At 66.0% G+C, this 26534-nt stretch carries 24 protein-coding genes; 17 read left to right on the plus strand and 7 right to left on the minus strand.

The window, feature by feature from the left end; all coding sequences use genetic code 11:
* Positions 1 to 20: 20 nt before the first annotated feature.
* The gene (locus C8J33_RS27070) at positions 21 to 689 is read right to left on the minus strand and encodes a sugar ABC transporter substrate-binding protein (protein ID WP_165929832.1); all 669 of its coding nucleotides are present in this window, start codon (positions 687 to 689) and stop codon (positions 21 to 23) included.
* On the opposite strand from C8J33_RS27070, the gene C8J33_RS16200 reads away from it, so the two are divergent.
* Positions 658 to 1740 (plus strand): amidase, encoded by a 1083-nt coding sequence (locus C8J33_RS16200; protein ID WP_245507205.1) that lies wholly within the window; start codon positions 658 to 660, stop codon positions 1738 to 1740. The genes C8J33_RS27070 and C8J33_RS16200 overlap by 32 nt on opposite strands.
* A gap of 41 nt (positions 1741 to 1781) precedes the next feature.
* A complete protein-coding gene (locus tag C8J33_RS16205; RefSeq protein WP_110801485.1) occupies positions 1782 to 2411 on the plus strand; it encodes an isochorismatase family protein in 630 nt (209 codons plus the stop codon).
* A 290-nt stretch (positions 2412 to 2701) separates the two neighbouring features.
* Here C8J33_RS16205 and C8J33_RS16210 read toward each other — a convergent pair whose 3' ends face one another.
* From C8J33_RS16210 to C8J33_RS16230, 5 genes are all read right to left on the minus strand, one after another.
* Entirely contained in the window at positions 2702 to 3559 is an 858-nt protein-coding gene (locus C8J33_RS16210) for an aromatic ring-hydroxylating oxygenase subunit alpha (protein ID WP_132664934.1), read from the minus strand.
* Between the two features lie 161 nt (positions 3560 to 3720).
* On the minus strand, positions 3721 to 4656 hold the full coding sequence (locus C8J33_RS16215; RefSeq protein ID WP_110735248.1) for an ABC transporter permease: 936 nt from the start codon (positions 4654 to 4656) through the stop codon (positions 3721 to 3723).
* A gap of 11 nt (positions 4657 to 4667) precedes the next feature.
* Positions 4668 to 5708: an ABC transporter permease gene (locus C8J33_RS16220; protein ID WP_110801434.1), complete on the minus strand. Its 1041-nt coding sequence runs from the start codon at positions 5706 to 5708 to the stop codon at positions 4668 to 4670.
* Between the two features lies 1 nt (position 5709).
* Complete coding sequence (locus C8J33_RS16225; protein WP_207901514.1) at positions 5710 to 7233, minus strand: ABC transporter ATP-binding protein; 1524 nt, start codon at positions 7231 to 7233, stop codon at positions 5710 to 5712.
* 197 nt (positions 7234 to 7430) lie between these two features.
* Positions 7431 to 8552 carry a BMP family ABC transporter substrate-binding protein gene (locus tag C8J33_RS16230; protein ID WP_132449051.1) on the minus strand — a complete coding sequence of 374 codons (1122 nt, stop codon included), beginning with the start codon at positions 8550 to 8552 and terminating at the stop codon, positions 7431 to 7433.
* A 408-nt stretch (positions 8553 to 8960) separates the two neighbouring features.
* Between C8J33_RS16230 and C8J33_RS16235 the strand changes: the two genes are divergently transcribed.
* The 13 genes from C8J33_RS16235 to C8J33_RS16295 all read left to right on the plus strand — a co-directional run bounded on the left by C8J33_RS16235 (position 8961) and on the right by C8J33_RS16295 (position 23638).
* The gene (locus tag C8J33_RS16235) at positions 8961 to 9200 is read left to right on the plus strand and encodes a hypothetical protein (protein ID WP_245507206.1); all 240 of its coding nucleotides are present in this window, start codon (positions 8961 to 8963) and stop codon (positions 9198 to 9200) included.
* Between the two features lie 21 nt (positions 9201 to 9221).
* Positions 9222 to 9863, plus strand: coding sequence for a Rieske (2Fe-2S) protein (locus tag C8J33_RS16240; RefSeq protein ID WP_132664936.1), 642 nt, complete (start codon positions 9222 to 9224; stop codon positions 9861 to 9863).
* Complete coding sequence (locus tag C8J33_RS16245) at positions 9863 to 10495, plus strand: glutathione S-transferase family protein (RefSeq protein WP_110801430.1); 633 nt, start codon at positions 9863 to 9865, stop codon at positions 10493 to 10495. The genes C8J33_RS16240 and C8J33_RS16245 overlap by 1 nt, the downstream gene beginning before the upstream one ends.
* A gap of 94 nt (positions 10496 to 10589) precedes the next feature.
* A complete protein-coding gene (locus C8J33_RS16250) occupies positions 10590 to 12389 on the plus strand; it encodes an adenine deaminase C-terminal domain-containing protein (RefSeq protein WP_132664937.1) in 1800 nt (599 codons plus the stop codon).
* Positions 12389 to 13327, plus strand: coding sequence for a LysR family transcriptional regulator (locus C8J33_RS16255; RefSeq protein ID WP_132664938.1), 939 nt, complete (start codon positions 12389 to 12391; stop codon positions 13325 to 13327). Before C8J33_RS16250 ends, C8J33_RS16255 begins: the two co-directional genes overlap by 1 nt.
* Positions 13328 to 13420: 93 nt before the next feature.
* The gene (locus tag C8J33_RS16260) at positions 13421 to 13921 is read left to right on the plus strand and encodes a thiamine pyrophosphate-binding protein (RefSeq protein WP_110735124.1); all 501 of its coding nucleotides are present in this window, start codon (positions 13421 to 13423) and stop codon (positions 13919 to 13921) included.
* A complete protein-coding gene (locus tag C8J33_RS16265) occupies positions 13918 to 14526 on the plus strand; it encodes a thiamine pyrophosphate-dependent enzyme (protein ID WP_132664939.1) in 609 nt (202 codons plus the stop codon). Before C8J33_RS16260 ends, C8J33_RS16265 begins: the two co-directional genes overlap by 4 nt.
* Positions 14527 to 14529: 3 nt before the next feature.
* Entirely contained in the window at positions 14530 to 16095 is a 1566-nt protein-coding gene (locus tag C8J33_RS16270) for a GMC family oxidoreductase (RefSeq protein ID WP_132664940.1), read from the plus strand.
* A 41-nt stretch (positions 16096 to 16136) separates the two neighbouring features.
* Entirely contained in the window at positions 16137 to 17522 is a 1386-nt protein-coding gene (locus C8J33_RS16275; RefSeq protein WP_132664941.1) for an amidohydrolase family protein, read from the plus strand.
* A gap of 62 nt (positions 17523 to 17584) precedes the next feature.
* Positions 17585 to 18439, plus strand: coding sequence for an aromatic ring-hydroxylating oxygenase subunit alpha (locus C8J33_RS16280; protein WP_132664942.1), 855 nt, complete (start codon positions 17585 to 17587; stop codon positions 18437 to 18439).
* Positions 18440 to 18441: 2 nt separating this feature from the next.
* Positions 18442 to 21633 (plus strand): molybdopterin cofactor-binding domain-containing protein, encoded by a 3192-nt coding sequence (locus C8J33_RS16285; RefSeq protein WP_132664943.1) that lies wholly within the window; start codon positions 18442 to 18444, stop codon positions 21631 to 21633.
* Entirely contained in the window at positions 21630 to 22127 is a 498-nt protein-coding gene (locus tag C8J33_RS16290; protein ID WP_132664944.1) for a (2Fe-2S)-binding protein, read from the plus strand. The genes C8J33_RS16285 and C8J33_RS16290 overlap by 4 nt, the downstream gene beginning before the upstream one ends.
* Positions 22124 to 23638 carry an aldehyde dehydrogenase family protein gene (locus C8J33_RS16295; RefSeq protein ID WP_132664945.1) on the plus strand — a complete coding sequence of 505 codons (1515 nt, stop codon included), beginning with the start codon at positions 22124 to 22126 and terminating at the stop codon, positions 23636 to 23638. Before C8J33_RS16290 ends, C8J33_RS16295 begins: the two co-directional genes overlap by 4 nt.
* A gap of 196 nt (positions 23639 to 23834) precedes the next feature.
* Here the strand turns inward: C8J33_RS16295 and C8J33_RS16300 are convergent, their stop codons facing one another.
* On the minus strand, positions 23835 to 24800 hold the full coding sequence (locus tag C8J33_RS16300; RefSeq protein WP_245420118.1) for a DMT family transporter: 966 nt from the start codon (positions 24798 to 24800) through the stop codon (positions 23835 to 23837).
* Between the two features lie 59 nt (positions 24801 to 24859).
* On the opposite strand from C8J33_RS16300, the gene C8J33_RS16305 reads away from it, so the two are divergent.
* Positions 24860 to 25339 carry an Lrp/AsnC family transcriptional regulator gene (locus tag C8J33_RS16305; protein ID WP_110801422.1) on the plus strand — a complete coding sequence of 160 codons (480 nt, stop codon included), beginning with the start codon at positions 24860 to 24862 and terminating at the stop codon, positions 25337 to 25339.
* Positions 25340 to 25467: 128 nt separating this feature from the next.
* A complete protein-coding gene (locus C8J33_RS16310) occupies positions 25468 to 26502 on the plus strand; it encodes a serine hydrolase domain-containing protein (protein ID WP_110801421.1) in 1035 nt (344 codons plus the stop codon).
* The last annotated feature ends 32 nt before the right edge of the window (positions 26503 to 26534 follow it).

Here is a 26534-nt window from a genome sequence, read left to right on the forward strand (position 1 = left end):
TGCGGTCCGGGCGGGCTTTCTCAGTTCAGCTTCCACAGCTTTCGGAAACCGTCGAGATAGGCGTCGCCATAGCCGTCGTTGAAATTGGCGGGGATGCCGGCGGTTTTTACGTTGTTCTCGTCGAAGACGAGCAGTGGCACGTTGAGTTTGGCGACGGTGGGCAGTCCGCAGGTCATGCGCATGATGTTGTCGATGGCGGCATAGCCGGCCCAGCCGAGGCTTTCGCCGATGTCCATGTCCACCTGGCCCTCGCGCAACATGTCGAGCACGAAGGGCGTGCCGTTGAAGCTCGCAATCTTGACCGCGCCTTCCGACCCGGTGATGCGCAGGGCAGGGAAGACGAACTGCGACATGGAGTCGTAGATCGGCAGGACGAAATTGATGCCGGGATCGGAGATCAGCGCCGATTGCACGCCGGGCTGGATCTTCGTCGCCCATTCGGACACAGGCACATCGAGATGCTTCTGCGTGCAGTCCGGGCAGAGTGCCGTGAGTTCGCTCTGGATCGCCTTGACGAAGGGAATGGAGGGCAGAACGTCGGACGAGCCGACGATCAGCACGTTCGGCTTGCCCTTGGTCTTCACATAGGCCCAGGCGGCCAGCAGCTTGTCCGGCTCGATGTTCACCGGCGACAGGATCGCCTTGGACGACGCTCCGGTGGTCGCAGCACTTCGTGCAGCCGGCGCCATCCCCTTCGTCATGACGGCAACGACCGAATTTGCCACCGGATCCCCTTTCAATCCGCGCTATGGCGCGGTCGCCAATCCCTGGGACGCGACCCGCTGGACAGGTGGCTCCTCGACCGGCTCCGGTGCCGCCCTTGCCGCGCGGCTCCTGCCGCTGGCGCTTGGCACCGATACGGGTGGCTCGATCCGCGTTCCCTCCTGCTGGTGCGGCACGACGGGCCTGAAACCGAGCCGCGAGCGCGTGTCGCGCGCGGGCGTCGCACCACTCTCCTGGACGCTCGATCATGTCGGCCCCATGGCGAGAAGCGCTGCGGACATCGCCGCGAGCTTTCCCGTCATGACCGCACTGTTCGACGCCGGTCTGAGCGCAGAGTGCGAAGGCCTCCGTCATGGCCCAGCCGATGTCGCCGGCCTGCGGATCGGCGTTCCCTGTGGCTGGTTCACGGACCAGGTGTCGTCCGATGTTCTTTCCAACTGGCGGTCGGCGCTGACCGTCTTCGAGACGCTCGGCTGCCAACTGGTGCCGATGCCGCAGATCGACGTCGAGCCTTTGCACAAAGCGGGGTGGACGATCCTGCTGTCGGAGCTTGCGACCTACCACGAGGAGCGGATCGACCGGGCCGCGCTGTTCGATGTGGGCCTCGTGCATCGGCTGCGGCAGGGCATGGAGATCCGCGCTTCGGACTACGGACGCGCGCTGCAGATGAGGCTTCAGGCGCAGGAGACGGTTATGGCGGCGATGGCCGGCATGGACCTCATGATCACGCCGGGTCTGGGCGGCGAGGCCGGACGGCTCGACACGCTGACGGTGGATGTCGATGGCCGGAACGTGCCCTTCCAGGACATCATCTCCCGGAACACCATGCTTTTCGATCTCACCGGCTTTCCGGCGCTGATGCTCCCCTCCGGTCTCGGACAACACGGCCTTCCCACGGGTATCCAGATTGTCGGGCGGCCGATGGATGACGGCCTCTGCCTGCGCGCCGGTGTCGCCTTTCAGGCGACGACCAGCCATCACAGGGCGTTGCCTCCTCGACTGGAAGTGCCCGCATGATGCCCTTTGACGAAGGGATGGCAACGCACGGAGCAACCACGATGTCCGCCGACGATCTGCTCGATAACTACCGGAATGCCTATGACAACAGGATCGGCTTCGGACGGAAGCCGGCCTTGGTCTTGGTCGATTTCGTCCAAGCCTATTTCGAACCGGAAAGCCCGCTTTATGCCGGGGTCGATGCTGCACTGGCAAGCGCGCTACGCATTCGCGAACGCGCCCGGTCGAAAGGCATTCCCGTCATTCTGACCGGTGTCGTTCTTCACCCGAGCGGCGCCGATGGCGGCCGGTTCTTCCAGAAAGCCAAGCCGCTGGCCTGCTTCACCGCCGGAAACCCGCTCGGCCGCTGGCCGAACGGGCTCGTGCCCGAAAGCGACGAATTCATCGTCACCAAGCAGTATCCAAGCGCCTTCTTCGGCACCTCACTGGCACCACTTCTGACGTCTATGGGCGTCGATAACGTTGTGCTCACGGGATTGACAACCAGCGGCTGCGTCCGCGCATCCTGCGTCGATGCCATGTCGCACGGGTTCATCACGACCGTGGTCCGCGACGCCTGCGGCGACCGCCACCCCGCACCCCACGAGGCCAACCTTTTCGACATGAACGCAAAATACGCCGATGTCGTCTCCGAAGCGGACATTCTTGCGCATTTCGACGGTCTTTCGTGAGAAGGGCTTCTACTGGGAGAAACCACCGGTCCTCCGCCAAGCTGACATCGTGATCGCGGTGGGGAAAGTGCGGATTCGAACTTCTGCAGCCGCGACAGAGCGAGGAAAACGCGAACCAGATCCCACGACACTATCTCCGGCACGGCGTACCCCTTTCGAGCAGGGCGATCTTGGAACCGAAGTCATCGGCGGCGACGCCGTATAGCGGTGGCTGTCCGTGATGTCTGATGGTCGCGGTGTCCGGAGGCAAGCAGCGTGACTGGGCGCAGATGCTCCGGTCTTCGGCCCGGTTACGCCGCCATCGTCGTTGTACCGTAGGTGATGCCCTTCTCCTTCAGCCAGCGGCGATAGGCAATGGACGAGGCGTCGGCGCGCGTCGGGATCTCCGCGCGGGGCTCCATCGGCAAAAGGAGAGGACGCTGGTTCTCGAGGATGATCCGGTCCTGCAGGAAGATCAGTTGCTGGAACTGCACAAGCTCGGTGGTGGTCGAGACGTCGTCGATCAGGAACATCACCGGATGGGCGATGCAGCGGTCGGGATCGAGCGGCTGAACGAACAGGCAGATCACGTCCCAGCGGTTGGCGGCATTCGGGCAGGTCTTGTAAAGCAGCGTCGCAAACGGGGTCATGACCCGGTAGATATAGTCGGTCATGATGCCGGATGTCGCAGACAGCGCTGCCTGCGGCTGGAAGAACTGGCAGTTGGTCGCCCAGACCTCGTCCACGTCGCGGCGGATTTCGGCATTGTAATGCAGCACCTCCGTGTGCGGTTCGGCGCCGAGAATATCGGTGTGGACGAAGGGAAAATGCGCCATGTCGAGGAAGTTTTCCACGATGCGCAAGCCGGAGGCGTGCACCGCCACGGTGCCGCAATTGACCACGCGCCGGTCGGCCTCGTCGGCCTCGGGCAGCGAGAACAGCCCGCCGGCCGGGGTGCCGGGCGTAGCCCAAAGCAGGCCGAAGCGGCGGATCGTCGGCAGCGGATCGTTGCGCCCCTCCGCCATGACGGTGATGGTTCCGTCGCGTGCGCGCGTGACCGCGAAGTCCGTGCCGAGAAGCCGGGTGGCAGTCGTGCCGCAGGGCAGTTCCGCCTCAGTCGCCAGCGGATACCATTGATCGAGCGCGGCCTTGTCCGAACAGGTGTTCATGCGACGCCTCCTATTGGTCCTGGATCCGGTTCATCACGGTCTGATGCCCGGCCGTCCGTCTGTTTGCAGGCACTATAGCCCGAACCACCTGCGCGCGAACAGCACCGCTGACGGTCGCGAGATGGGCGATGTGTTTCATGCGCGGCATGGACAGTCTCCGGTCAGCGGACGTCGCGATAATAGGGCAGGCCGATGGCGGCGGGGGCGGCCATGATGCGGCGCATGCGCTGGAAGGCGAGCACCGGCACGATGATGAAGGCCACGGTGCCGAGATAGGGCAGCATGGAGAGAAAAGCGGGCGCGACCGGCCAGCCGCGCGCCTGCCCGACAAAGCCGAGCGCGGTGATGAAGCCGAACAGGAGGCCCGACAGCACGGCCGGGATCGGCCGGTAACCCGCAAAGATCACCAGCGCCACGGCGATCCAGCCGCGACCGGCTACCACGCCGTCCGACCAGGAGGGCACGAAGGTCAGGGTCAGATAAGCTCCGGCGCCCGCCGCGAGCGCCGAGCCGGCGGTGACATAGGCAAAGCGGATCAGCGTTACGGGAATGCCTGCCGCATCGGCCGCCGCCGGGTTCTCGCCGACGGCGCGCAGGTTCAGCCCGTGGCGAGTCCGGAACATCAGGATCGACAGCCCGACCGGCAGGATGATGTAGATCAGGTAGACGAGGATGTTTTGCGAGAAGAACGCCTTGCCGAGAACGGGGAGGGTGCTGAGGATCGGCACCTCGACGCCCGGGAAGACGGCGCGGGCCGGCATGCCGGAATAGGCACGGCCGATGGTGGAGGCAAGACCGCTGCCCATCAGCGTCAGCGCCAGCCCGCACAGCACCTGGTTGGCGCGCAGGATCACGGTCGCAAAAGCAAACACCATGCCGAACAGCGCGCCGACGGCCAGCGCCGCCAGAAAGCCGATGCTGGGCGAGGGCACGGCGGCGACGGTGGCAATCGCGGTCAGCGCGCCCATCGCCATCAGACCCTCGACGCCCAGGTTGACGACGCCGACCCGCTCGGCCAGCACTTCGCCGAGGGCAGCTAGGGCCAGCACGCCGCCTGCAAGGAAGGCTGTGGTAAAGAGGCCGGTGAGAAGATCCATCGTCTGCTCCTTCACGCCTTGTCGCGCGTGATGCGATAATGGGCGAGTTCGTCGCCGATGGCGGTGAGAAACAGAATGAGCCCGGTAATGGCCAGCACCGCCGAGGTCGTCAGCCCCTGCGTCTGCAGGATGATGCCGGAGTTGAGGATGAAGGCCATCAGCGCGGCCGAAAAGATGACACCGATGGCCGAGGAGCGTGCGAGCACCGCGACCATGATGCCGAGATAGCCGTAATTGTTGGAAATGCCGCCCTGCAGCCGGTGAACGGTGCCTGCCACCTCCAGCATGCCGGCCAGGCCGGCGATCGCGCCCGACAGCAGCATGACCGCGATCAGGTGCCGGCGCACCGGGATCCCCGCATATTTTGCCGCCGACGGATTGGAGCCGACGAGGCGCACCTCATAGCCCCAGCGCGAAAAGGCGAGACACAGGCCGACCGCGACGGCGACCAGAACCGCGATCGGCAGGCCCCAGTGAACCGAGCCCCAGAATTCGGGGATTTCAGCGGACATGCGCGGCGTTGCGGAATTGGCGGTGCGGTCGCGCCAGACGCTGGTGGAGACGTAGAAGACGAGGAGGATGGCGACGAAGTTGAGGAGCAGCGTGGTGATCAGCTCGTTGACATTGGCATAGGCGCGGGCAAGCGTCGGGATCAGGATCCACAGCGCGCCGCCCAGCAACCCCGCCGCGAACATGGCGGGAAGGATGAAGGCCGGCGGGCCGGGCACGAACAGGCCGACCACCGCCGCCCCGAAGGCGCCGGCATAGAACTGGCCCTCGGCGCCGATATTCCAGGCGCCGATCTGTTGAGCGACGGCGACCGACAGGCCGGTCAGGATCAGCGGCGTGACCAGCAGCGCCAGATCCTCCAGGCCGAAGCTGGAGCTGAAGCTCGCAGAGATCACCTGCCAGCCGAGGTCGAGCGGATCGGCCCCGGTCGCTGCCAGAATGAGACCGGCGACGGCGAGGGCCAGCAGGATGGCGGCAGCACGCGCCGCAAAGGCGACGCCGGACGAGGCGGAGGGGATGCGCTGGAAGCGGAAGGTGGCCATGTCAGGCGGCTCCGGGGATGCGCATGCGGCCGCCCATCATCAGGCCGATCTCGTCGATATCGGTCCTGTCGTTGTCGAGGATGCCCATGATCTTTCCCTCGTAGAGAACGGCGATGCGGTCCGACAGGTTGAGCAGCTCTTCCAGCTCTTCGGAAATGAGGACGATGCCGGCGCCGGCATCGCGCAGCTCGACGATGTAGCGCAGCATCGTGTTGATCGCGCCGACGTCGAGGCCGCGGCTCGGATAGGCGGCAACGAGCACCTTGCTGGCGATGCGGATCTCGCGCCGCGCCACCAGCCGCTGCTGGTTTCCGCCCGAGAGATTTCGTACCGGCATGCCGAAATCCGGAATGGTGACCTCGGCGGCGGCCGCGATCTCGCGGGCGAGCGCCGTGGCCGAGGTGGGCCGGTAGATGCCGCCCTGCGAGACCGGCGGTCGCCTGTATTCCCGCATCACGGCGTTGACGGTGATGCTGAGCGCGGGCGCAAGGCCGCTGTGCAGCCGGTCTTCGGGAATGTGGCCGATCCCGCTTTCGGCAAAGGCTGCGGGATCGCTCGCGGCAACCTCGCGGCCCTCGATCAGGATGCGCCCGGCGCTGGCAGGACGGATCCCGGTCAGCACCTGGCTCAGCTCGCGCTGCCCGTTGCCCGCGACACCCGCAATGCCGACGATCTCGCCGGCGCGGATCTCGAGCGAAACGCCGCTCAGCGCCATATGGCCGCCATCGCCGAGGGCGGACACGTTTTCGAGGCTCACCACCGGAGTTGCCGACACCGGGCGGGCGCCCGGCGCCCGCTGGCGCATGTCGGCAAGCACGATATCGCGCCCGACCATCCGCCGCGCCAGCAGGCGGGGCGTGCAGTCGGCCGTGTTTTCAGTGGCGATCTTGCGGCCGCCGCGCAGGATCGAGACGCGGTCGGAGATCTCCAGCACTTCGTCCAGCTTGTGGCTGATGAAGATCACGGCATTGCCGGCGGCGGCGAACACCCGCAGCGCCTTGAACAGTTCGCGCGCTTCGGCCGGCGTCAGCACCGCCGTGGGTTCGTCGAGGATCAGCACGCGGGCATCGCGGGCGAGCACCCGCAGGATTTCCACGCGTTGCTGCTCGCCGGTCGAAAGGTCGCTGACCCGTGCGCCGGGGCGGGTCGCCAGGTTGAACCGGGCGGCGAGCGCCTGCGTGCGCGCTTCCAGGACATGGGCGGAGGCGCGGCGCGGCGTGTCCGACCAGCCGAGATGGATGTTTTCGGCCACCGTGAAGGCCTGAACCAGCTTGAAATGCTGGTGGACCATGCCGATGCCGGCCGCGATCGCCTGCACCGGCGTCGAGAACTGCTTCGCATAGCCGTCGATGATGATCTCGCCGGCATCCGGCTGGTAGATGCCGGTGAGGATGTTCATCAGCGTCGATTTGCCGGCGCCGTTCTCCCCGAGCAGCGCATGGATCTCGCCCGGCATGACCTCCAGATGGACATTCTCGTTGGCGACGACGCCCGGAAAATACTTGGCGATCCCCCTTAACTGCACGAGGGGCGGCGTGCCGGGAGTGGGTTGGAAACGGGGTGCGTGAGGGGATGTCGACAGGGCCGGGGACCTTGTGGGCTGTGATGATGGACGCGGGAACGCTTCGGCTCAGGCAAGGCGGGCGAGGCCGGGTTTCGACCCGCCCCTTCCGAACCGCCTGTCGAGAAGCATGGGGGCGGGGTCTTCACATGATGCGGATCTTAAGAGGTCAGCCCCGAAACGCCCTCGACGGACCAGTCCCAATTGTACAGTTCCAGTTCGGTCATCTTCTGCCCGGCGGCGACGCGGACCGTGCCGGTTGCATCCTTGATCTCGCCCTCGAACGGCGACCAGCCCCCGATAATCTTGTCGCGCACGGCGTCGGCGGCCTTGCCGACATCGGCCGGCACCTTCTCCCCCCATGCGTCGCGGTCGACGCCGGCACCCATGGCCAGCAGCGTCTCGCTCGGCGTCCAGGTGCCGGCCAGGCGCTTGCCGACCTGATCGACATAGAATTTCTTGAAGTCGATGATGACCGAGGAGACGTAGGAATTGGGGCCGTAGCGGCGGATGTCGGTGTTCCACATCGCGGCCCAGACGCCGCGTTTTTCGGCGACCTGCAGGTAGCCGGCCTCGTCCATGATGCCGAACAGGAAGTCGCAGCCATTGTCGATCAGCGCCGTGCCGGCCTGGGTCGCGGCCTGCGGATCGAACCAGGAATTGATAACGATGGTTTGCAGCGTCGCCTGGGGATTGACGGTGCGTGCACCCATCAGGAAGGCGTTTGTGGAGGCGTAGACGGAGGCCACCGGGAAGGACGCGACATAGCCGAGCTTGCCGGTCTTCGACAGGTGGCCGGCGGCCACGCCCAGCACATAGGTCGGATACCAGTGGGCAAGGTAGTACCAGCCCAGATTGTCCATGGTGATATGGCCGTTGCATTCCAGGAAAGCGACGTCCGTGGCGCGTTTGACGACCTCGTGCAGGAAGTCGCCGTTTGACGAGGTGTCGAAGATCAGGTTGGCGCCTTCCGAGACGAACTGCCGATAGGTGCGCGTCGCATCGGCGGAATAGGGAATGTTCTCGACTTCCAGGATCTTCTTGAGCTTTGGATAGGCTTCCTTGACAGCCAGCAGGCCCTGATGGTGCGACCAGGTCCAGCCCTCGTCGGAAATGGGACCGACATGACCGAAGCCGATCACGGCGTCTTCTTCGGCAATGGCCGGAAGCGCGGTCGCCGCCAGCGCCTGGCGGGCAAGGCCGGCCGGCAGCATCAGCGAGGCCGCTCCGACCGCGCTCATATTCAAGAAGCCGCGGCGGGAAAGTGTACGCAGGTCGATCATGGCATCCCCTTCAGGTCGTTCTCTTGAGCGACGTCGCGCCCCAGCCTCGTTTTAAAGCAACTCGTGTGCCAGTTGGCGGCGCCTTGCGGATCCCGCACCCGCAAGGCGCCGGCCAACATGGGAAATCCGCGGGAAACGCATGGACCTGACGCAAGTTTTCGCGGTCTCATCATGCCGCAAAGCCTTTCGGTGTCGGGAAACCCGGCCCCAAAAGGCAGTGGTTGTTCGGTATCGGCGAGTTTTTCCCGCAATAGCGATGTGTAAAAGGCAACACTGGATCGGAGCGGGCGACTTGAATACTGCGGCGAAAAATGCCTAGAATGCCCAAAAGAAAGACGTGCAAGTTTTTTATGCAGTCTGGCGAATTTCAGGGCTCTGGGGATTGGTTTTGCAAGGGATGGGACGCCGATGTCGGAGATGAGCACTGCGGCGCGGTTCACGTTTCGCGGGCGGATGGTGTGCGGAAGTTTTACCGAATTCGCGCTGCACCGCGCCCGGCGGCTGGATATTGAGATCGATGTCGGCGCCTGCGATGCGGATGCGGCCACCTTCCGCGTCCGGGGTCAGGACGACCTCATCGATGCTTTCGAAATGGCCTGCAGCCTCGGGCCCGAGGATTGCATCGTCCTCGATGTCGAACGGAGTTGAGCGCATGAACGGGAGCGGGACATGAGACTGGAAGAGGGGTGGGTGCCGGTCGCCCTGTCGTCGTCGATCGAGGCGGGAACCTCGGCGGGCGCCGTGGTCTCCGGCAGCGAGATCGTCGTGTGGCGCGACACCGGCGGCACGGCGCATGTCTGGGAGGATCGCTGCCCGCATCGCGGCATGCGTCTGTCGTTCGGCTTCGTGCGCGGCGATCACATCGCCTGTCTTTATCACGGCTGGCAGTACGACGCGGCCGGCCAGTGTCGCTATATCCCCGCCCATCCGAAGCTCGATGTGCCGCAGACCATCAAGGTGCCGCTCTACCGGGTCGCGGAACGATACGGCATCGTCTGGGCGACCGCCTCTGCGGATGCGCTTCTGCCTGATTTCGGGGCGGATACCGGCTTCGCCCCGGTGCGCAGCGTCTCGATCGACTGTGCGGCCTCCGCCGTCCAGACAGAGCTGGGGCTCGAAGGTCCCGCGGCGGTGATCACAGTGGATGGAGACACGCTGCTGGTGGCTGTGCAGGCGGTCACTTCTGACCGCACGTGCGCGCATCTCGTCCTCCTCGGCGCGGAGCCCCACCCGGTCGCGCGGCAGAAGCATCATGCGCGCTGGGCGGAGGCGTTGCGCTTCCGGCTGGAAACCACGAGCGAGGTGGCCTGATGGCGCAGCCGACACTCTACCATTACGAACTGGACGAGGCGAGCTATCGCGTCCGCCTGCTGCTGTCGCTGCTCCGGTGCAACGTCGATCCGGTCGCAGTCGATATGTTTCCGGGGCAGGAGCAGTTGAAGCCGGCCATGCTGGCGCTCAATCCGCAGGGCACGCTCCCGGTTCTCAAACACGACGGCCTCGTTCTGCACGGTACGGCGGCGATCCTGATGTATCTGGCCAAGGCCTACGACCCGGCGGGCCGTTTTCTGCCGGAGGCGCCGGCCGAATTCGGCGCCGTCGTCACGTGGCTCGGCTTTTCCGAAATCGCACTCGCACCGGCGTTCCAGGCGCGACTGAACGCGATGTTCGCCGCCCCCGGCGATGCGGACGCCTTGCGTAGACGGGCACGCGCGGCGTTCCGCACCATGGACGACCACATGACGCTGCGGCATTTCGACGGGCAGGACTGGTTCTGCGGCGACGGGGCGACCCTCGCCGACCTTGCCCTTTTTCCCTCTTTCGCACTCAGTCGCGATTACGGCGTCGATCACGACGCGTTCCCCGCCTTGCGCCGCTGGATCCGCCGCGTCCGCGCGCTCGACGGCTTCATCACGATGCCGGGCATCCCGGATTATCATTAGGGCTGGACGATCGGGAGGATCGGCCGGTTCTGCGGGAGAAAAGACAGACAGACCAACCCGTCACGCTCATCTCAACCCATCCCCGGAGATCGCCATGCAGCCTCTCACCCGCTTTTCCGTCCAGCCGCTCTCCACAATGACGCGCAGGCTTGCCGATGTCGCGTCCGGGCGCCGCGATCCCGACCTCGTCATCGGGGACGCGCGGGTACTCTCCACCTATTCCGAGCGGATCCTGCCCGAGCGGGAGATCTGGATTTCGGGCGGACGCATCGCCGCCGTCAAACCCGCGGGAAGCCACAAGGGCGGGGCGAAGCGTTACGATGCGCGGGGCGGGATTCTCGCGCCGGGGCTGGTCGATCCGCATATCCATATCGAATCCAGCATGGTGACGGCCTGCGCCTATGCCGAGGCCGCCCTTCTCAACGGCACGACGACGATCTTCTGCGACAGCCACGAGATCGGTAATGTAATGGACGTGGCGGGTGTGGAGGCGATGCTGGAGGATGCGCGCCATGCGCCATTGTCGATCTTCCTTACCGTTCCGAGCACGGTTCCCGCCACCTCGCCCGAACTTGAAACCGCCGGCGGCGATCTGACGCCAGGCAAGATCGCCGCGCTGTTCGATGCGTGGCCGGAAGCCGTGGCTCTCGGCGAGAAGATGGATTTCGTGCCCGTCGCCATGGGCGACGAACGCGCCCATGCCATCCTGGCGGCGGCGCTCGCGCGCGGCCGGCCGGTCTCCGGCCATGTCTACGGCCGCGAATTCGTTGCCGCCTATGCCGCCTCCGGCGTCACCGACACGCATGAAGCCATCGACCGGGAGATCGCCGACGACCTGCTGGAGGCCGGTATCTGGCTGTTCCTGCGCGGCGGCCCGCCGACGACCGCCTGGCATTCCCTGCCGCATGCGATCCGGACGATCACCGAGCTTGGCGCGTCCCACAAACGCGTTGCCGTCTGCACCGACGACCGTGATGCCGACGACCTCCTGTTCTTCGGGCTCGACTGGGTGGTGCGCGAAGCGGTGAAGGCCGGCATGACGCCCGAACAGGCCTGGTCGATGGGCTCGCTGCATGGCGCCACCCGCTTCGGCATGGACGGCGAGATCGGCGGCATGGGCGGCGGGCGCCGCGCCGATCTCGTGCTTCTGAGCGACGATCTCTCCCCGGTCAGCACCTGGTATGGCGGCGAACTGGTGGTCGATCAGCGGAAGATCACCCCCGTGCTGGAGGAGACCCTGTCCCGTCCCTACCGCTATCCGGACGCCGCCTATAGCACCGTGAAACTGCCCAAGGGCCTGAAGCTCACGCCCGATCTGCCGACCGAGACGGTGATCGCCCACACGATCCGCACGGAGCTGCCCGGCATCATGCTCGGTCATGTGCCCGTCGTGCTCGAACCCGCCAACGACTGGCAGACCCACTTCGACCGCCATGGCCTCTGCTTCGTGACCGTGGTGGAGCGGCACGGCAAATCGGACGGCAATGTCGGCCATGGCCTGCTCAGCAATTTCAGCCTCAAGCGCGGCGCGGTTGCCTCCTCGGTCGGCCATGACAGCCACAACATCATCGTTGCCGGTGCCAGCGAGGCCGACATGCAGGTGGCGCTGGACGCGATTGCGGCTGTGCAGGGCGGGGTCTGCGTCGTCATGGGCGGGGTGGTGACCGCAATGGTGGAATTGCCGATCGCGGGGCTTCTCTCCGACAAGCGCGTCCATGCGGTGGCGGAAGAGGTGAAACGTCTGAAGATCGAATGGGAGAAGGCCGGCTGCACCATTCCCTATATGGGTTTCAACCTCATCCCCCTGTCGGTCATTCCGGAAATCCGTATCACCGACAAGGGCAATGTGCTGGTGCCGCAGATGGCGCTGCAGCCCTTGTTCGAGCGGGTCTGATGGACCCCTACCGGCTCGGCCTCGTCGCCATCCGCATCCACTATTTCCAGCTGGTGGCACGGTTGGGCTCGATGCGGCAGGCCGCCCAGATGCTCAATGTCGCGCCCTCCTCGGTCAGCCGCATCATCAAGCAGCTGGAAGAGGAACTCGGCCTGCCGCTGTTCGAGCGGGTGCGCCAGCGGCTGAAGCTGACGAGCGCCGGCGAGCTGATGCTCTACCATGCCCGCCAGAGCTTTTCCGAGCTCGACCGCGCCTGCAACGAGATCAACGAGCTGCATGGCCTGCACCGGGGCACGGTGTCGGTGGCGATCATCGAAAGCGTGTCGCGCGGACTGATGCCGGAAGCGCTTGAGGCCTTCTGGCGATCGCATCCCGGCATCGCCGTCGATGTGCGGGTGATGAGTTCCCAGCAGGTGGCCAATGCCGTAGCCGAAGGCGAATGCGATCTCGGCCTCGTCTTCGACATCCGGGTGCCGCGCAATGTGCGACGCATCGGCATGGTGTCGCTGCCGCTCGGCGTGGTCACCCGGCCCAACCACCGGCTGGCCGGCAAGACCGACCTGCGCATGTCGGACCTCGCCGGCGAGCGCGTCATCCTGTCGGATGCGAGCCTGACGCTCGGCGCCTGGGTGGAGGAGGCCTTCGGGCGCACCTTTGCCGAGTTGAACCAGCGCGCCCGCACCAATTCCATCGCGCTGATGACGGACCTTGCCAAGCGCGACCTCGGGCTCGTGCTCCAGACCCGCGTCGGCATAGAGCAGGATATTGCCGAGGGCACCTTGGGCTTCGTGCCGCTGCGCGATCCGAAGCTCTCGCTGCGCAAGCTCATGCTGCTCTCGCGCACCGAAAAGGAAATGTCGCCGGCCTCCTCCGCGCTTGGCCGCGTGCTCGGGGGACATCTCGACCGCCTGCGCGACGCCACCGGGGAAGCGGGCTGAGGTGTTGCGCTGGGCGCACCGCTTCGTAACGAAATCATGGACTATTCGGAACACTGTGTTCTTGCCACCCTGTTCGCCTCGAAAGGATGCATCATGAAGCAATCGGCCGTCGATGCGGTGATCCGGGGGTTGAAGAAGGCGGGCGTCAGCATCGTCTGCTACCTGCCGGACTCGCTGTTCAAGGAACTCTATCCGGCGCTCGACGCCGACCCCGACATCCGCACCATCCGTGTCACCAACGAGGGCGAGGGCGCGGCCATCTGCGGCGGCGTGTTCCTTTCGGGCAAGCGCGCCGCGCTGGTGATGGAGAATTCCGGCCTGCGCGCCGCCGTCGAGCCGCTCGCCCGCATGGGTCTCGGTGCCGGCATTCCGGTGGTGATGCTCATGAGCTATCGTGGCGAGCTTGGCGAGAACAACTGGTGGGCGATCCCCCACGGCATCACCATGGAGCCGGTGCTCGACGCGCTGCGCATTCCCTACCGCGTGGTACGCGAGGAAGACGGCATCGAGCGGGCGATCGTCGATGCCTACAATTGGTCCTATGCCGGTTACTATCATTCGGCGATCGCGCTTGGCGGGGAGATCGTGCGATGAAGCGTTTCGACTGCATGACGGCGCTCGCCGCACGGCTGAAGGACGAATTGGTGATCCTGTCGCTCGGCGGCAGCGTCGACGAGTGGTACAATGCCGCCCCGCACATGCGCGCGGCAAGCCTCTTCCAGCAGCAGCTCGGCTGCGTCACGCCGCAGGCCTTCGGGCTTGCGGCCGGCCTGCCGCACCGGCGCGTGGTCTCGCTCGATACCGATGGCGGCATGATGTTCAATCTCGGCATTCTGGCGACGCTCGGCAACGAGCAGCCGAAGAACCTGTTCGTCGTCGTTTGGGACAACGAGTGCTACCAGTCGATCGGCGGCCCCCCGACACACACGGCCTTCGGCCGCGTCGACATCGCCGCCATCGCGCGCGGTTGCGGCGTGGACCATGCGTTTACCGCCCGAACGGTGGAGGAATTCGACGCCCATTGCCAGGCCGGCCTGTCAGCCGACGTGCCTTATCTGGTCGTCGCCAAGGTGGCCGGCAGCGTGCAGCCGGACATCCGGCGCAAGCACAGCGACGGGCGTGAGGACAAGTATATCTTCGTGCGCCATGTGGAGGCCAGCGAGAGCGTGGTCATCATGGGGCCGAGCGAGCACAACTAGACCATGGCGCACCCGACCATCCTGCCCGTCCGAACGCTTGCTCCGGCTTACGACTATATCGTCGTCGGCTCGGGTTCGGGCGGCTGTGCCGTGGCGCGCCGGCTGGTCGAGGGGTCGGACGCGACCGTGCTCCTGATCGAGGCCGGCCCGGCCGGTCTCGATGTCGCGGCACTGGACGATCCCGCCGGCTGGGTGCCGCTCGGGCGTGGCGCCTACGACTGGGGCTACGATTATGCACCGACGGAACGGGTGAACGGCCGCACGATCAGCATTCCGCGCGGCAAGGTGCTGGGCGGCTCGTCGGCGATCAATGCCATGATGTGGTATCGCGGCCATCCGATGGACTACGATGCTTGGGCAGAGGCCGGATGCGAGGGCTGGTCATTTGCTGACGTGCTGCCCTTCTTCAAGCGCGCGGAGGACTGGGAGGACGGCGAGACAGAGCTGCGGGGTGCCGGCGGCCCGCTGCGCATCGAGCGCGGTGCGCCTGTTCATCCGGTCGCCGACGCCATGCTGGGCGGCGCGGCGGAGCTTGGAATTCCGGTCATCGACGATCCGAACGGGCCTGATAACGAAGGGGCGGCGATCGCCAATTTCAACATTTCGGGCGGCAAGCGCTGGAGTTCGGCGACAGGCTATCTCCGGCCGATCCTTGCGCACCCGCGCCTGACGGTGCTGACCGGGTCGCTTGCGGTCTGTCTCGGCTTCGAGCACCGCCACTGCGTCAGCGTGAAGCATCTTGTCGAAGGGCGCCTGTGCGAGACGCGTGCCATCACGCAGGTCGTGCTCGCACTCGGCGCTATCGATACGCCGCGCCTCCTCATGCAATCGGGCATCGGCGATCCCGCGGAACTCTCCCGGCTCGGCGTGGATGTCCTCGCCGCGCTGCCCGGCGTCGGGCGCAATTTGCAGGATCATCCGCTGGTACAGTCCTGCGTGTTCCGGGCGAGGCAACCGCTGGGGCCGGTCGTCGGCAATGGCGGCGGGACCATGATCAACTGGAAATCGTCGGCCGCCCTGCCGCAGGCGGACCTCCATGCGTTTCCGATCCAGGGCAACGGCGCGGAGGCGCGCATTCGTGAGCTTCACGACCTCTCCGGCGAGGTCTTCTCCATCGGCTGCGGCCTGATGCGCTCGAAAAGCATCGGTCATCTGCGGTTGCTCGGTGCCGAGCCCGGCGGTCGGATGGAGATTCAGCCGAACTACCTGGCCGAACAAGCCGATCTCGACGCGCTGGTCATTTCCGTGGAAACTGTGTTGGACCTCGTGCAGACCCGCGCCTATGCCGACTGGTTCGGCGGCCATCTCGCGCCAGCGCCCCGGCTCTCGCGTCGCGAGATCGTCGCCTATATCCGCAATGCCTGCTCGACCTTCTTCCACGTCTGCGGCACCTGCGCCATGGGCGCGGGTGAGATGGCGGTGACGGACGCCCGCCTGCGGGTGCGCGGCGTCGAGGGCCTGACCATTGCGGATGCCTCGGTGATCCCGATCATTCCCACCTGCAACACCCATGCACCGGTGACCATGATCGGCGAACGCGCGGCCGACTTTCTGCTGCGAGCGGCGTGAGACCCATGACCGACAGACCCTCAACCCGAACGGGACCCAGAATGGCAACGGACAAGCAGATCATCGCCGGCGATACGCTCCTGACCATGGACGCCGCAAACAGCGTGATTGCGGGTGGCGCCGTTCTGATCGAGGACAGCCGCATCCTGGCCGTCGGGCCGGTGGACATGTTGACGGCCGTCAACGCAGAGGTGCCGGTGAAGCGGATGACGAACTGCCTGCTGATGCCCGGCCTCGTCAATGCGCATGCCCATTCCGGGTTTCTCCGCGGGACCGCCGAGCATCTGCCGGTCTGGGACTGGCTGACCCTGCACATCAACCCCATGCACCGCATGCTGCGCCCGGAGGAAGCCGAGGCCGCCTCCTTTCTCTGCTACGCGGAATCCGTGCTCGGCGGCACGACGACGGTGGTCGACATGTGGCGCTTCATGGACGGCAGCGCGCGCGCGGCGGAGATCATCGGCAACCGGCTGGTGGCGGTTCCCTATGTCGGCGAACACCCGGATTACAACTATTTCGACACGCTCGACATGAACGAGGCCATGTTGCAGACGTGGCACCGCAAGGCCGGTGGCCGCGTCAATGTCTGGGTCGGGCTGGAGCATCTGTTCTATGCGGACGAAGCCGGCCAGCAGCGCGCCATCGACCTTGCAAAACGCTATGATACCGGTTTCCACACCCATTGCAGCGAGGCACAGATCGAGCTTGCCGAATTCGAAAGGCGTTATGGCAAGCGCCCGATGTTCGCCCTGAAGGATCTCGGCTTCTTCGAGGCGCCGCGCACCATGATCGCCCACGGCGTCTGGCTCGATGCGTCGGAAATCGACCTGATCTCGAACCATACCGTCTCCGTCGCCCACAATCCGGTGAGCAATATGAAGCTCGCAAGCGGCATCGCGCTGGTGGCCGATATGCTCGCCGCCGGCGTGCCGGTCGGCATCGGCACGGATGGCGAGAAGGAGAACAACAATTTCGACATGTTCGAGGAGATGAAGGTGACCTCCCTCCTTGGCAAGCTGAAAGACCTCGACGCCGCCGCCATGGACAGCTGGGACGTGCTGCGCATGGCGACGATCACGGGTGCGCGGGCCATTGGGCTCGACCACGAGATCGGATCGCTGGAAGCCGGCAAGCGCGCCGACCTGATCGCGGTGCGCACCGACACGCCGCGCATGACGCCGGTCTTTTCCGATGGTCCCTACTTCAACCTACAGCACAATCTGGTCCACGCCGTGCGTGGCAGCGATGTCCGCCTGACCATGGTGGACGGCAGGATCCTGGCCGAGGATGGTGTGCTGAAAACCGCCGACCTCGACCACATCATCGCCGACATCCACCGCCTCGCTCCACCCCATTTCGCCCGCCGGGCCGCCTGGCTCGCAGAGAACAGCGAAGGCACGGCGCAGTGGACGAAAGCGGGGCAATGAAAGGACCGGCCGCCGGTCGCGGAGCATTCCGAACACCGGCAAGGGACGATGGAGCGAGACAGGTGGCAAAGACGACCGACAGTGCAGCGCTCGATGAATGGTATGCGGTCGAAACAGCGGCCGACATCGGGACCGCGCCCGTTTTCACCCGCCTGCTCGGGCAGGACATCATCGTGTCGCGCGGCGCCGATGGCATCACCGTCCGCGAGGCCCCTGCCGGCCCGCCACTGCCGGTGCGGGAGAAATACGGTTGCGTATGGACGACGCTCGGCGCGCCGCGCCGGGACATCTTCGACATTTCGGAGGCGCTGGAGACCGATCGCCGGTTCGTGCCCTGCGGCTGGGTGACGATGCGTGCCTCCGGCTTGCGGGTGGTGGAGAATTTTCTCGACATGGCGCATTTCCCCTTCGTCCATGCCGATATTCTGGGCGCCGAGCCGAACACGGAGGTGCCGGGCTATCTCAGCGAGATCCGCCGCGACGTGGACGAGGTGTGGGCGACCAACTGCACCTTCTTCCAGCCGCGGATCGCCGCCACCGAAAGCGAGGGTGGCTTCGTGCAGCTGACCTACCGCGTGCCGATGCCCTTCGTGGTGATGCTCTACCGCGTCTGTCCGACGGCCCCCGACCGGCTCGACGCCATCGCGCTGTTCATACAGCCGATCGAGGAGGATCTCTGTCGGGCACAGCCGGTCATGTATCTGGTGGATACCGCCTCCACCCAGACCTCGCTTCTGCATTTCGAGCAGGTTATTTTCCTGCAGGACCGCATCATCGTGGAGAACCAGCGCCCGCTGCTCCTGCCGATGGAGCCCCGGCGGGAAATTCCGACCCGCGCCGATTCCTCCTCCATCGCTTATCGCCGCTGGCTGAAGGAAAAGGGCCTGCGCTTCGGCACCGTTGCCGGGGCGGGGTGACGATGGCCGATCTCCCGCACCCCTTTTCCCTCGAGGTCCTGCACCCGGCCGGCGTCCGGGAGGCGCTCGACCTGCTTCAGGGCGATGCGCGTCTCGTTGCCGGCGGCACGGCGCTGCAACTGGAGTGGGCCCGCGGCCTGTCCAAGCCGACACGACTGATCGACCTCGGCCGCATTCCCGGCCTCAAGGGGATCACGGGGGATGCGGCGGGCCTGCGGATCGGGGCGTTGTCGCCGCTCGGCCTTCTCTGCTCCAGCGAGCGTGTGGCGTATCACCTGCCGATGCTGCAAGCCGCCGCCCGCACGGTGGCCGGGCCTGCGGTGCGCAACCTCGCCACGGTCGGCGGCAACGTCGTCGCCCGCACCGGCTGCCTCCTGCCGGCGCTACTGGCGCTGGACGCGACGCTGGAGGTAACGGGCAGAGACGGGCGCTTCCGCGAGCCCCTTTCCGGCTGGCTCCGCCGCCCGGCCGACCCGGCCGAGGTGCTGGAGGCGGTGCACCTGCCGGTGCCGGCTTCCCAGAGCCGCTGGACCCAGCGCAAGATCGGCCTGCGTGCTGCCTTCACCCCCAGCGTCATCGGCATTGCGGGCCGTCTCGATTGCCACGATGGCACCATCGTCGCGGCTCGCCTCGCGGTCGGCGGCGGCATTGTGGTGCCGCGCAGGCTGTATGAGATCGAGCGGCGGCTCACAGGACAGGATGTCGCCGGGATCGACTGGCCGGCGCTACGCTCCGCGCTGATCGCGGCGATCGACGCGCCCGACGATGCGTTTCGGTCGGGGCGGTACAGGCGGATGGTTGCGGCCAATGCGCTGGTGCAGGGTTTGCGGGATGCCGGACGATCCCGCCTGGCCGAGGGCCCCGTGCCGCAGAGATCGGCAGAACTGGAGATGCCGCGCACGCCAACGGAGATCCGCCTGTCTCGGACGGACCAGCCGCATCGCTGGCATGTCCGGCCCGACATGGAGCCCAAGGTTTCCGGAACCCTGTCCTACCTGACGGATCGGCGGGAGGCGGGCATGCTGGTCGGGCGGATTTTGCGGGCCGGTCGCCCGCATGCGCGCATCCTGTCGATCGATACCCGCGCGGCCGAGGCGCTGCCCGGCGTCGCGGCGGTCGTCACGCACCACGACATTCGCGGCGAGAATGCGTTCGGCATCGTGGTGCAGGATCAGCCGGCTTTCTGCTTTAACACGGTGCGCTATGTCGGCGATCCCGTGGCCGCTGTCGCTGCCGTCGATGCGGCCACGGCGGAGGCGGCGCTCGCGCTGATCCGGGTGGACTACGAAGACTTGCCCATCGTGACAGACCCCGAAGAAGCGCTGTCGGACACAGCCCCGGCGATCCATGCGGGCGGCAACCTGCAGCGGATCCTGCATTTTTCGCGCGGCGACGTTGCGGCCGGGTTCGGGGCGGCGGCGCATGTCGTCGAGCGGCGCTACGAGACCTCGCGGCAGATGCATGGTTTCATGGAAACGGAAGGCGGCTTTGCGCGTGTCGAACCGGACGGATCGCTCGCCGTCTTCGTCGGAGGCCAGCACGGCGCGCGCGACCGGCTGCAGCTGGCGCGCATTCTCGGGCGTCCAGAGGAAACGATCCGCGTCGTCACCAGCCCGACCGGCGGCGCCTTCGGCGGTAAGGACGAGCTGACGGTGCAGCCGGCGCTGGCCTTGCTGGCGATCAAATCCGGCAAGCCGGTGCGCCTCCAGCTATCGCGGGCCGAGTCGGTAATATCCGGCATCAAGCGTCATCCGATGATCATCCGCATGCGCACCGCCTGCGACGCCGCCGGGCGCCTGATCGCGCAGGAGGTGGACCTGCTCGCCGATGCCGGCGCCTATGCCTCGCTCGGTCCCGGCGTGCTGGAAACCGCGCTCGAGCATGTCGCCGGTCCCTACGTCATCCCGCATGTTTCGACGCGCGGGCGGCTTGCCTATACCAATAACGGCGTCTGCGGCGCCTTTCGCGGTTTCGGCGCCAACCAGATGACCTATGCGATCGAATGCCAGATGGATGCGCTGGCGGAGCTCTGCGGCCTGACGCCCGTGGAGATCCGCCGGCGGAACCTACGTGCAAAAGGCTCACCCGGTTTTCTCGGCCAAACTGTCGCCCCGTCGGAGCGCCTCATGGACATGCTGGAGGCCGCCGCCGCGAGCCCGCTCTGGGACGATCCCGGGCCCGGCGACGGCGAGGAGATGATCGGCACGGGCATGGCGCTGAACTATCAGGGCAATGGGCTCGGCTCGCTGGTGCCCGATCCGGCCGGCGGGCGCCTGCGCTTGCGCGCCGACGGGCTGATCGAGGCGGCCTACGGGCTGGACGAGATGGGGCAGGGGCTGCTCACCTCCGTCCAGGCGGCCGTGTCGGCCGAACTCGGGATCAGCCGCGACGATATCCTGCCCGTCACCGGCGACACGGCGCTTGCCCCGGATTCCGGCTCCACCAGTGCCTCGCGCGGCGGCTATGTCGTCTGGCGGGCGGCGCGACTGGCGGGCCCGGAGTTTTCCGCCCGGCTGACGGATGCCGCCGCCCGCCTGCTCGACCGGCCTGCCGACGGCCTGAAACTGGCCCCCGGTGGCATCGCCGACCGGCGCAGCGACAGCGGCCGGCTGCTGATGCGCTTTCGAGATCTGGCCGAGGCGCTCGCTCCCGACGCACGGCCGTCCGTCACGGTCGCCTTCGACTTTCCAAAGACGGAGTACACGGCCAGCAATGCCCGCTACATCTTCGCCTTCGGCGCCTGCATCGTGCGCGTGGCGGTGAGCCGGATCACGGGCGCGGTTCGCGTCCTCGATATCCACCAGCACACAGCGGCAGGCCCGGTTCTCGACGTCGCCGCCTATCTCGGGCAGATGGAGGGCGGGGCGATCCAGGGGCTCGGCTTCACGCTGACCGAGGACGCGCGGATGCTGGACGGTGCCTATGTGACCGCCAATCTCGACACCTATATGCTGCCCGGCATCCGCGATACGGCGCGCAGCCTGTCAGTCTTCGCGCTGGAAGGGCTGGATGACGGCGACGGTCTCGGCCCGCGCGGTGCCGGCGAACTCGGGATCGGCGCGATCACCCCGGCCATCGCCAATGCCGTCGGAACGGCCATCGGCCAGACCGCCGGCCAGAACGCCGGCAAGACCCCGCTGACCGTCCCCTTCTGTCCGGAAGGCCTTCTGGATGCGATCGGAGCACGCGTATGAGCGCCATCGCCTTTCGCCTCAACGGCGAGATGCAGTCCATCGTCACGCCGGCCGAGACGCGGCTCTCGGAGATCCTGCGCGATCAGTACCTCCAGACGGCCACCAAGGTCGCCTGCGGCATCGGGCGCTGCGGCGCCTGCACGGTGATGATGAACGGCCAGGCCGTCAATGCCTGCCTCGTCATGGCCTGGCAGATCGAGGGGGCCGACATCGTCTCGCCGGAAGGGCTGGACGCCTTCGAGACCGCCCGTATCGTCAAGGCGGCGCTCATCGATGAGAATGCCTTCCAGTGCGGCTATTGCGCGCCCGGCTTCCTGATGGCGCTGACTGTGCTGTTCCTCAGCAACCGACAGGCGGGAGAGCCGGAGATCCTGTCGGCGCTGGAGGGCAATCTCTGTCGCTGCACCGGCTATCATTCCATCCTGCGCGGCGCGCTTTCCGCCGCCAACCGCCTGCGCTCCGGCGCAGCAAGCGAGACCGGAGATACCCCATGACCCTCATCCTTCGCCCGTACAAGCCCGAAAGCGAGGGCGCCAAGGCCTTCTTGTCGATACCGCGTAAACGCCTGCTGATCGGCGGTACCTGGGTTGAGGCCTCCGGCGGCGCGACGTTTTCGACCTACGATCCCGCAACCGGCGAGCCTCTGGCGGAACTGAGCGAAGCGAATGCATCGGATGTGGATGCGGCCGTCTCGGCCGCGAGAGCCGCCTTCGAAAGCGACGCCTGGCGCGGCATGACGCCGTCGGCACGCGCAAAACTGCTCTGGCGCATCGCCGATTTTATCGAGGCGAATGCGGATGCGTTGGCGGAGCTTGAAACACTCGACCAGGGCAAGTCGCTGAAGACCGGACGGTTTGGCGAAATCCCGGCCTCGGCCGAACAGTTTCGCTATTTCGCGGGCTTTGCCACGAAAATCCTCGGCACCACCATTCCCACCTCGATTGCCTACCAGCCGCCGGGCAAAAAAATCTTTGCCTATACGACGCGCGAACCGATCGGCGTTGTGGCCGCCATCACACCGTGGAATTCCCCGCTGCTGATGGCCGCAATGAAGCTGGCGCCGGCCCTTGCCGCCGGTTGCACCGTGGTGCTGAAGCCGGCCGAGGAAACCTCGCTCACCGCCCTTCGCCTCGGCGAACTGATGATCGAAGCGGGAATACCGGCCGGCGTCGTCAACATCGTCACCGGCTCCGGGGCAGTCGCGGGCGCAGCGCTCGCCGCCCATCCGGATGTCGACAAGGTGGCCTTCACCGGCTCGACCGAGGTCGGCAAGCTGATCGTGGGGGCCGCGCGCGGCAATCTGAAAAAGCTGACGCTGGAACTGGGCGGCAAATCGCCGGCCATCGTCTTGGCCGACGCAGACATGGACCTCGCTGTTCCCGGCATCGCCCGCGGCATCTTCGCCAATGCCGGGCAGGTCTGTGTCGCCGGCTCGCGCGTCTATGCCCACCGTGCGGTCTACGACCGGCTGGTCGAGGGGTTGGCGCGGGAGGCGGGCCGGCTGCGTCTCGGCCACGGCCTCGACCCTGAGACCGACCTCGGGCCGCTGGTCAACCGGAAACAGGCCGACCGGGTCGCGCGCTATGTTCGCGGCGGTGTGTCCGACGGCGCGGAGATCGTCGCAGGCGGGGTGCAGGACGGCGAGCAGCAGACCTTCTATGCGCCGACCGTCGTTACCGGCGTGCGTCAGGATATGGCCCTGATGCGCGAGGAAATTTTTGGTCCCGTCGTCGCCGTCACACCGTTCGACGAGGCGGGAGAGTCGCTCGCCTTCGCCAACGATTCCCCCTATGGCCTTGCCGCCAGCGTCTGGACCGCCGACCTCAGTGCCGCCCACCGCCTGTCGGCCGCCATCCGTTCCGGCACGGTCTGGATCAACTGCCACTCCTATTTCTCCCCCGAACTGCCCAAGGGTGGCCACAAGCAATCCGGCTGGGGCTATGAAAACGGCGCGCCGGGGCTGGAGAATTATCTCGAGACGAAAACGGTGTGCGCGGTGGTGTGATACCAACGGCCCGGAGCTTTGGCCTTAGGGCAGGTTCGAGTGGCTATCGATTTGACGGCGGGTTGTTTGCGAAGAAGTTCCAATTTTGGCAGTAGATATCGATGATCGGGGTCTGATCCCTTCAGGAGCATCACCTTTCAGATGTCCGCGAGAAGGATGACTGAGGCGAGGATCAAATCTGATGCGGAATGCCAATCTATGCCCCTTTCACTCTACTGCGGCTGCTGGACGTAAAGACGGCGATAGCAAGACAGACGCCGGCGATCTGCAGTCCCGCGCCGGCGGCCTCGGTCACTGTCGGCCATCGCACCTCGAAGACGAAGCCGTAGCCGAGACCGAAAATCGTTTCGGCGACGATCAACTGGGCGGCGAGCGACAGAGGCAAGCGGCGCGCAGCGACCACCCAGAGCACGGTGGCCAGCCAGGATCCTGCAAGGCCCATCAGCAGTGACCAGAGGATGAATGTCTCGACCTGCGGTAGCGTGAACGCTGTCTGCGCGGCGAGCGATGTGAAGGGAAGCAGAAGAATGCTGCCGATCAGCGCGCCGATGCCCTGAAGACCCGTCCAGGCGAGACCGTCGGGCGCGTTTCCGTCGCTGCGCATGATGGCGGAGTTTGCAAGGCCATAGACCACCCAGACGGCAAGTGCTGCAAAGGACAGGGCCGTGCCAGCGAGAAGGTTCCCCCGGTCTTCCAACGCCACATCCGCGAATGTGCCGAGATTGACGAAGGCGATACCGCCGGCGATCAGCAGCAGGGGGCCTGCCAGCCTGCGCCAGGCCACGGCCTTCTCGCTGAGATTGGCGATCAAGGGCAGGATCACCGGCATCAGTCCGGTGACGAGGGGCGGAATGGTCGGTCCCGAAAGGCCGACGGCGAAGGCCGCGCTGACGAAATACCCGACATAGCCGAGCCCGCCGAGCGCAAGGCCAATGCACCAGTGCCGCAGACCGAGCCCGACCGGGCGGAAGCGGGGATGCAGCATCAGCAGGAGCGAGACGAGGCCGAACAGGCCGTAGCGCGAAACCGCGAGATCGATGGGGGTAAAGGGCGCCACCGCGCGTGCGGCGACGAAGGTGAGGCCCCAGAGCGCGCAAGTGGCGAGCCCTGAGAGGATGCCGATGATCATGGGATAAGCCTTGGAGAGAGAGGCGTTCAGCATCGTCGGATCATCCACCGAAATCCATGGCGGATCGGAGGTGAAACCGCTAATTTCGACCTATGACGAAAGCAAAAGACGCCGAACCCCTTCGATCCACAAATTCCCCCCTCGATGCCATCGACGCGCGCCTGCTGACGGTGCTCGACGCGCAAGGCCGGTTGCCGATGAGCGAGCTTGGCCGTTTGGTCGGCCTGTCGGCCCCGAGCACTGCCGATCGGGTTCGGCGTCTGGAAGCGACGGGCATCATCGCCGGCTTCACCGTGGAGACCGATCCGCGGGCGCTCGGCTATGCGATCCGTGCGCTGGTGCGCATCCGGCCGCTGCCGGGCAAGCTGCATCTGGTGGAAAAGCTCATTCAGGAAACGCCGGAGATCGTCGAATGCGACCGGATCACCGGTGAGGACCCGTTTCTGGCACGGCTGGTCGTGCGCTCCGTCGAGGAGATGGATGCGGTGCTGGAAGGCCTGTCCGACCATGCCGTCACCAGCACGGCGGTGATCAAGGGGCAGTCGGTCAAGCGCCGGCTGCCGCCGTTGTAGGACCTGTCCAAACGTCGAACAGACGGGCGAAAACAGCATTTCTAGAGATGGATGAGCCGTGGGCTTGTTGCAGCAGATGGTCCCCCTGCTAAACTCATGGCAGCCGCCCTTTTTCCGGAGGAAAGAACATGTCCGCCTTCGCAACTGCTCTCCCCGGTCTGAACCCTGATATCGCTGATAAACTTGCCGCCGGCGTGGCCTCCGGTCTGCTGCCGCATCTGCATGCTGTTGTCGTCGAGCGAGCCGGAACGCCGGTCCTAGAACGCTATGATCAGGGTATCGACGAGACCTGGGGGCAGCCGCTCGGGGTCGTCTCCTTCGAACCCGACACGCTGCATGATCTCCGGTCAGTGACGAAAAGCGTGGTCGGCCTTCTCTACGGCATCGCGCTCGATCGCGGCCTCGTACCGGCGCCGGCTGCGCCGCTTCTTGCTCAATTTCAGCAATATGCAGACCTCGCCACCGATCCAACGCGGCAAAAGCTGACGGTTGAACACGCGCTGACCATGACGCTCGGAATGGAATGGGACGAGAGCCGCCCTTATACGGACCCGGAGAACAGCGAGATCGGGATGGAAAACGCTGCCGATCGTTACCGTTACGTTCTCGAGCGACCCTTCGTCGCCGAACCGGGAGCGCAGTGGATCTACTCCGGCGGCAGCGTGGCGCTGGTGGGCGCGTTGATCGAACAGGGAACGGGCAAAAGCCTGCCGGATTTCGCGCGCGAGGCCCTGTTCGAACCGCTCGGCATTTCCGTGTTCGAATGGTCGGCAGGACAGGACGGTGTCGCGTCCGCGGCCTCCGGCCTGCGTCTGACCGCTCGCGACCTCTTGAAGATCGGACGCCTCGTGCTTGGCAAGGGTCTGTTCGAGGGGCATCGCGTCGTCTCCGAAGGCTGGATCGATGGCTCCCTGCGCCCGATCGTGCCGACGGGTGACGGGTTGCATTATGGCAGGCTCTGGTTCTGCGGCGAGGCACTGGCCCTCGGCGAGGACCGTCGTTGGTTCGCAGGTTTCGGCAATGGCGGACAGAGACTGTGGCTGATGCCGGAGGCCGATCTCGCGGCCGTCGTCTTCTGCGGGCGCTACAATATCTGGGATGCCTGGATGACACCGACCCGTATCTGGCGCGAGATCGTCCTCGCAAACCTGGAAATGTCGTGATCCGACATCCTTGCGCCCTTACTCTAGCGCCC

The organism is Rhizobium sp. PP-CC-3G-465 (assembly GCF_004343445.1).
GTDB lineage: Bacteria > Pseudomonadota > Alphaproteobacteria > Rhizobiales > Rhizobiaceae > Ferranicluibacter > Ferranicluibacter rubi.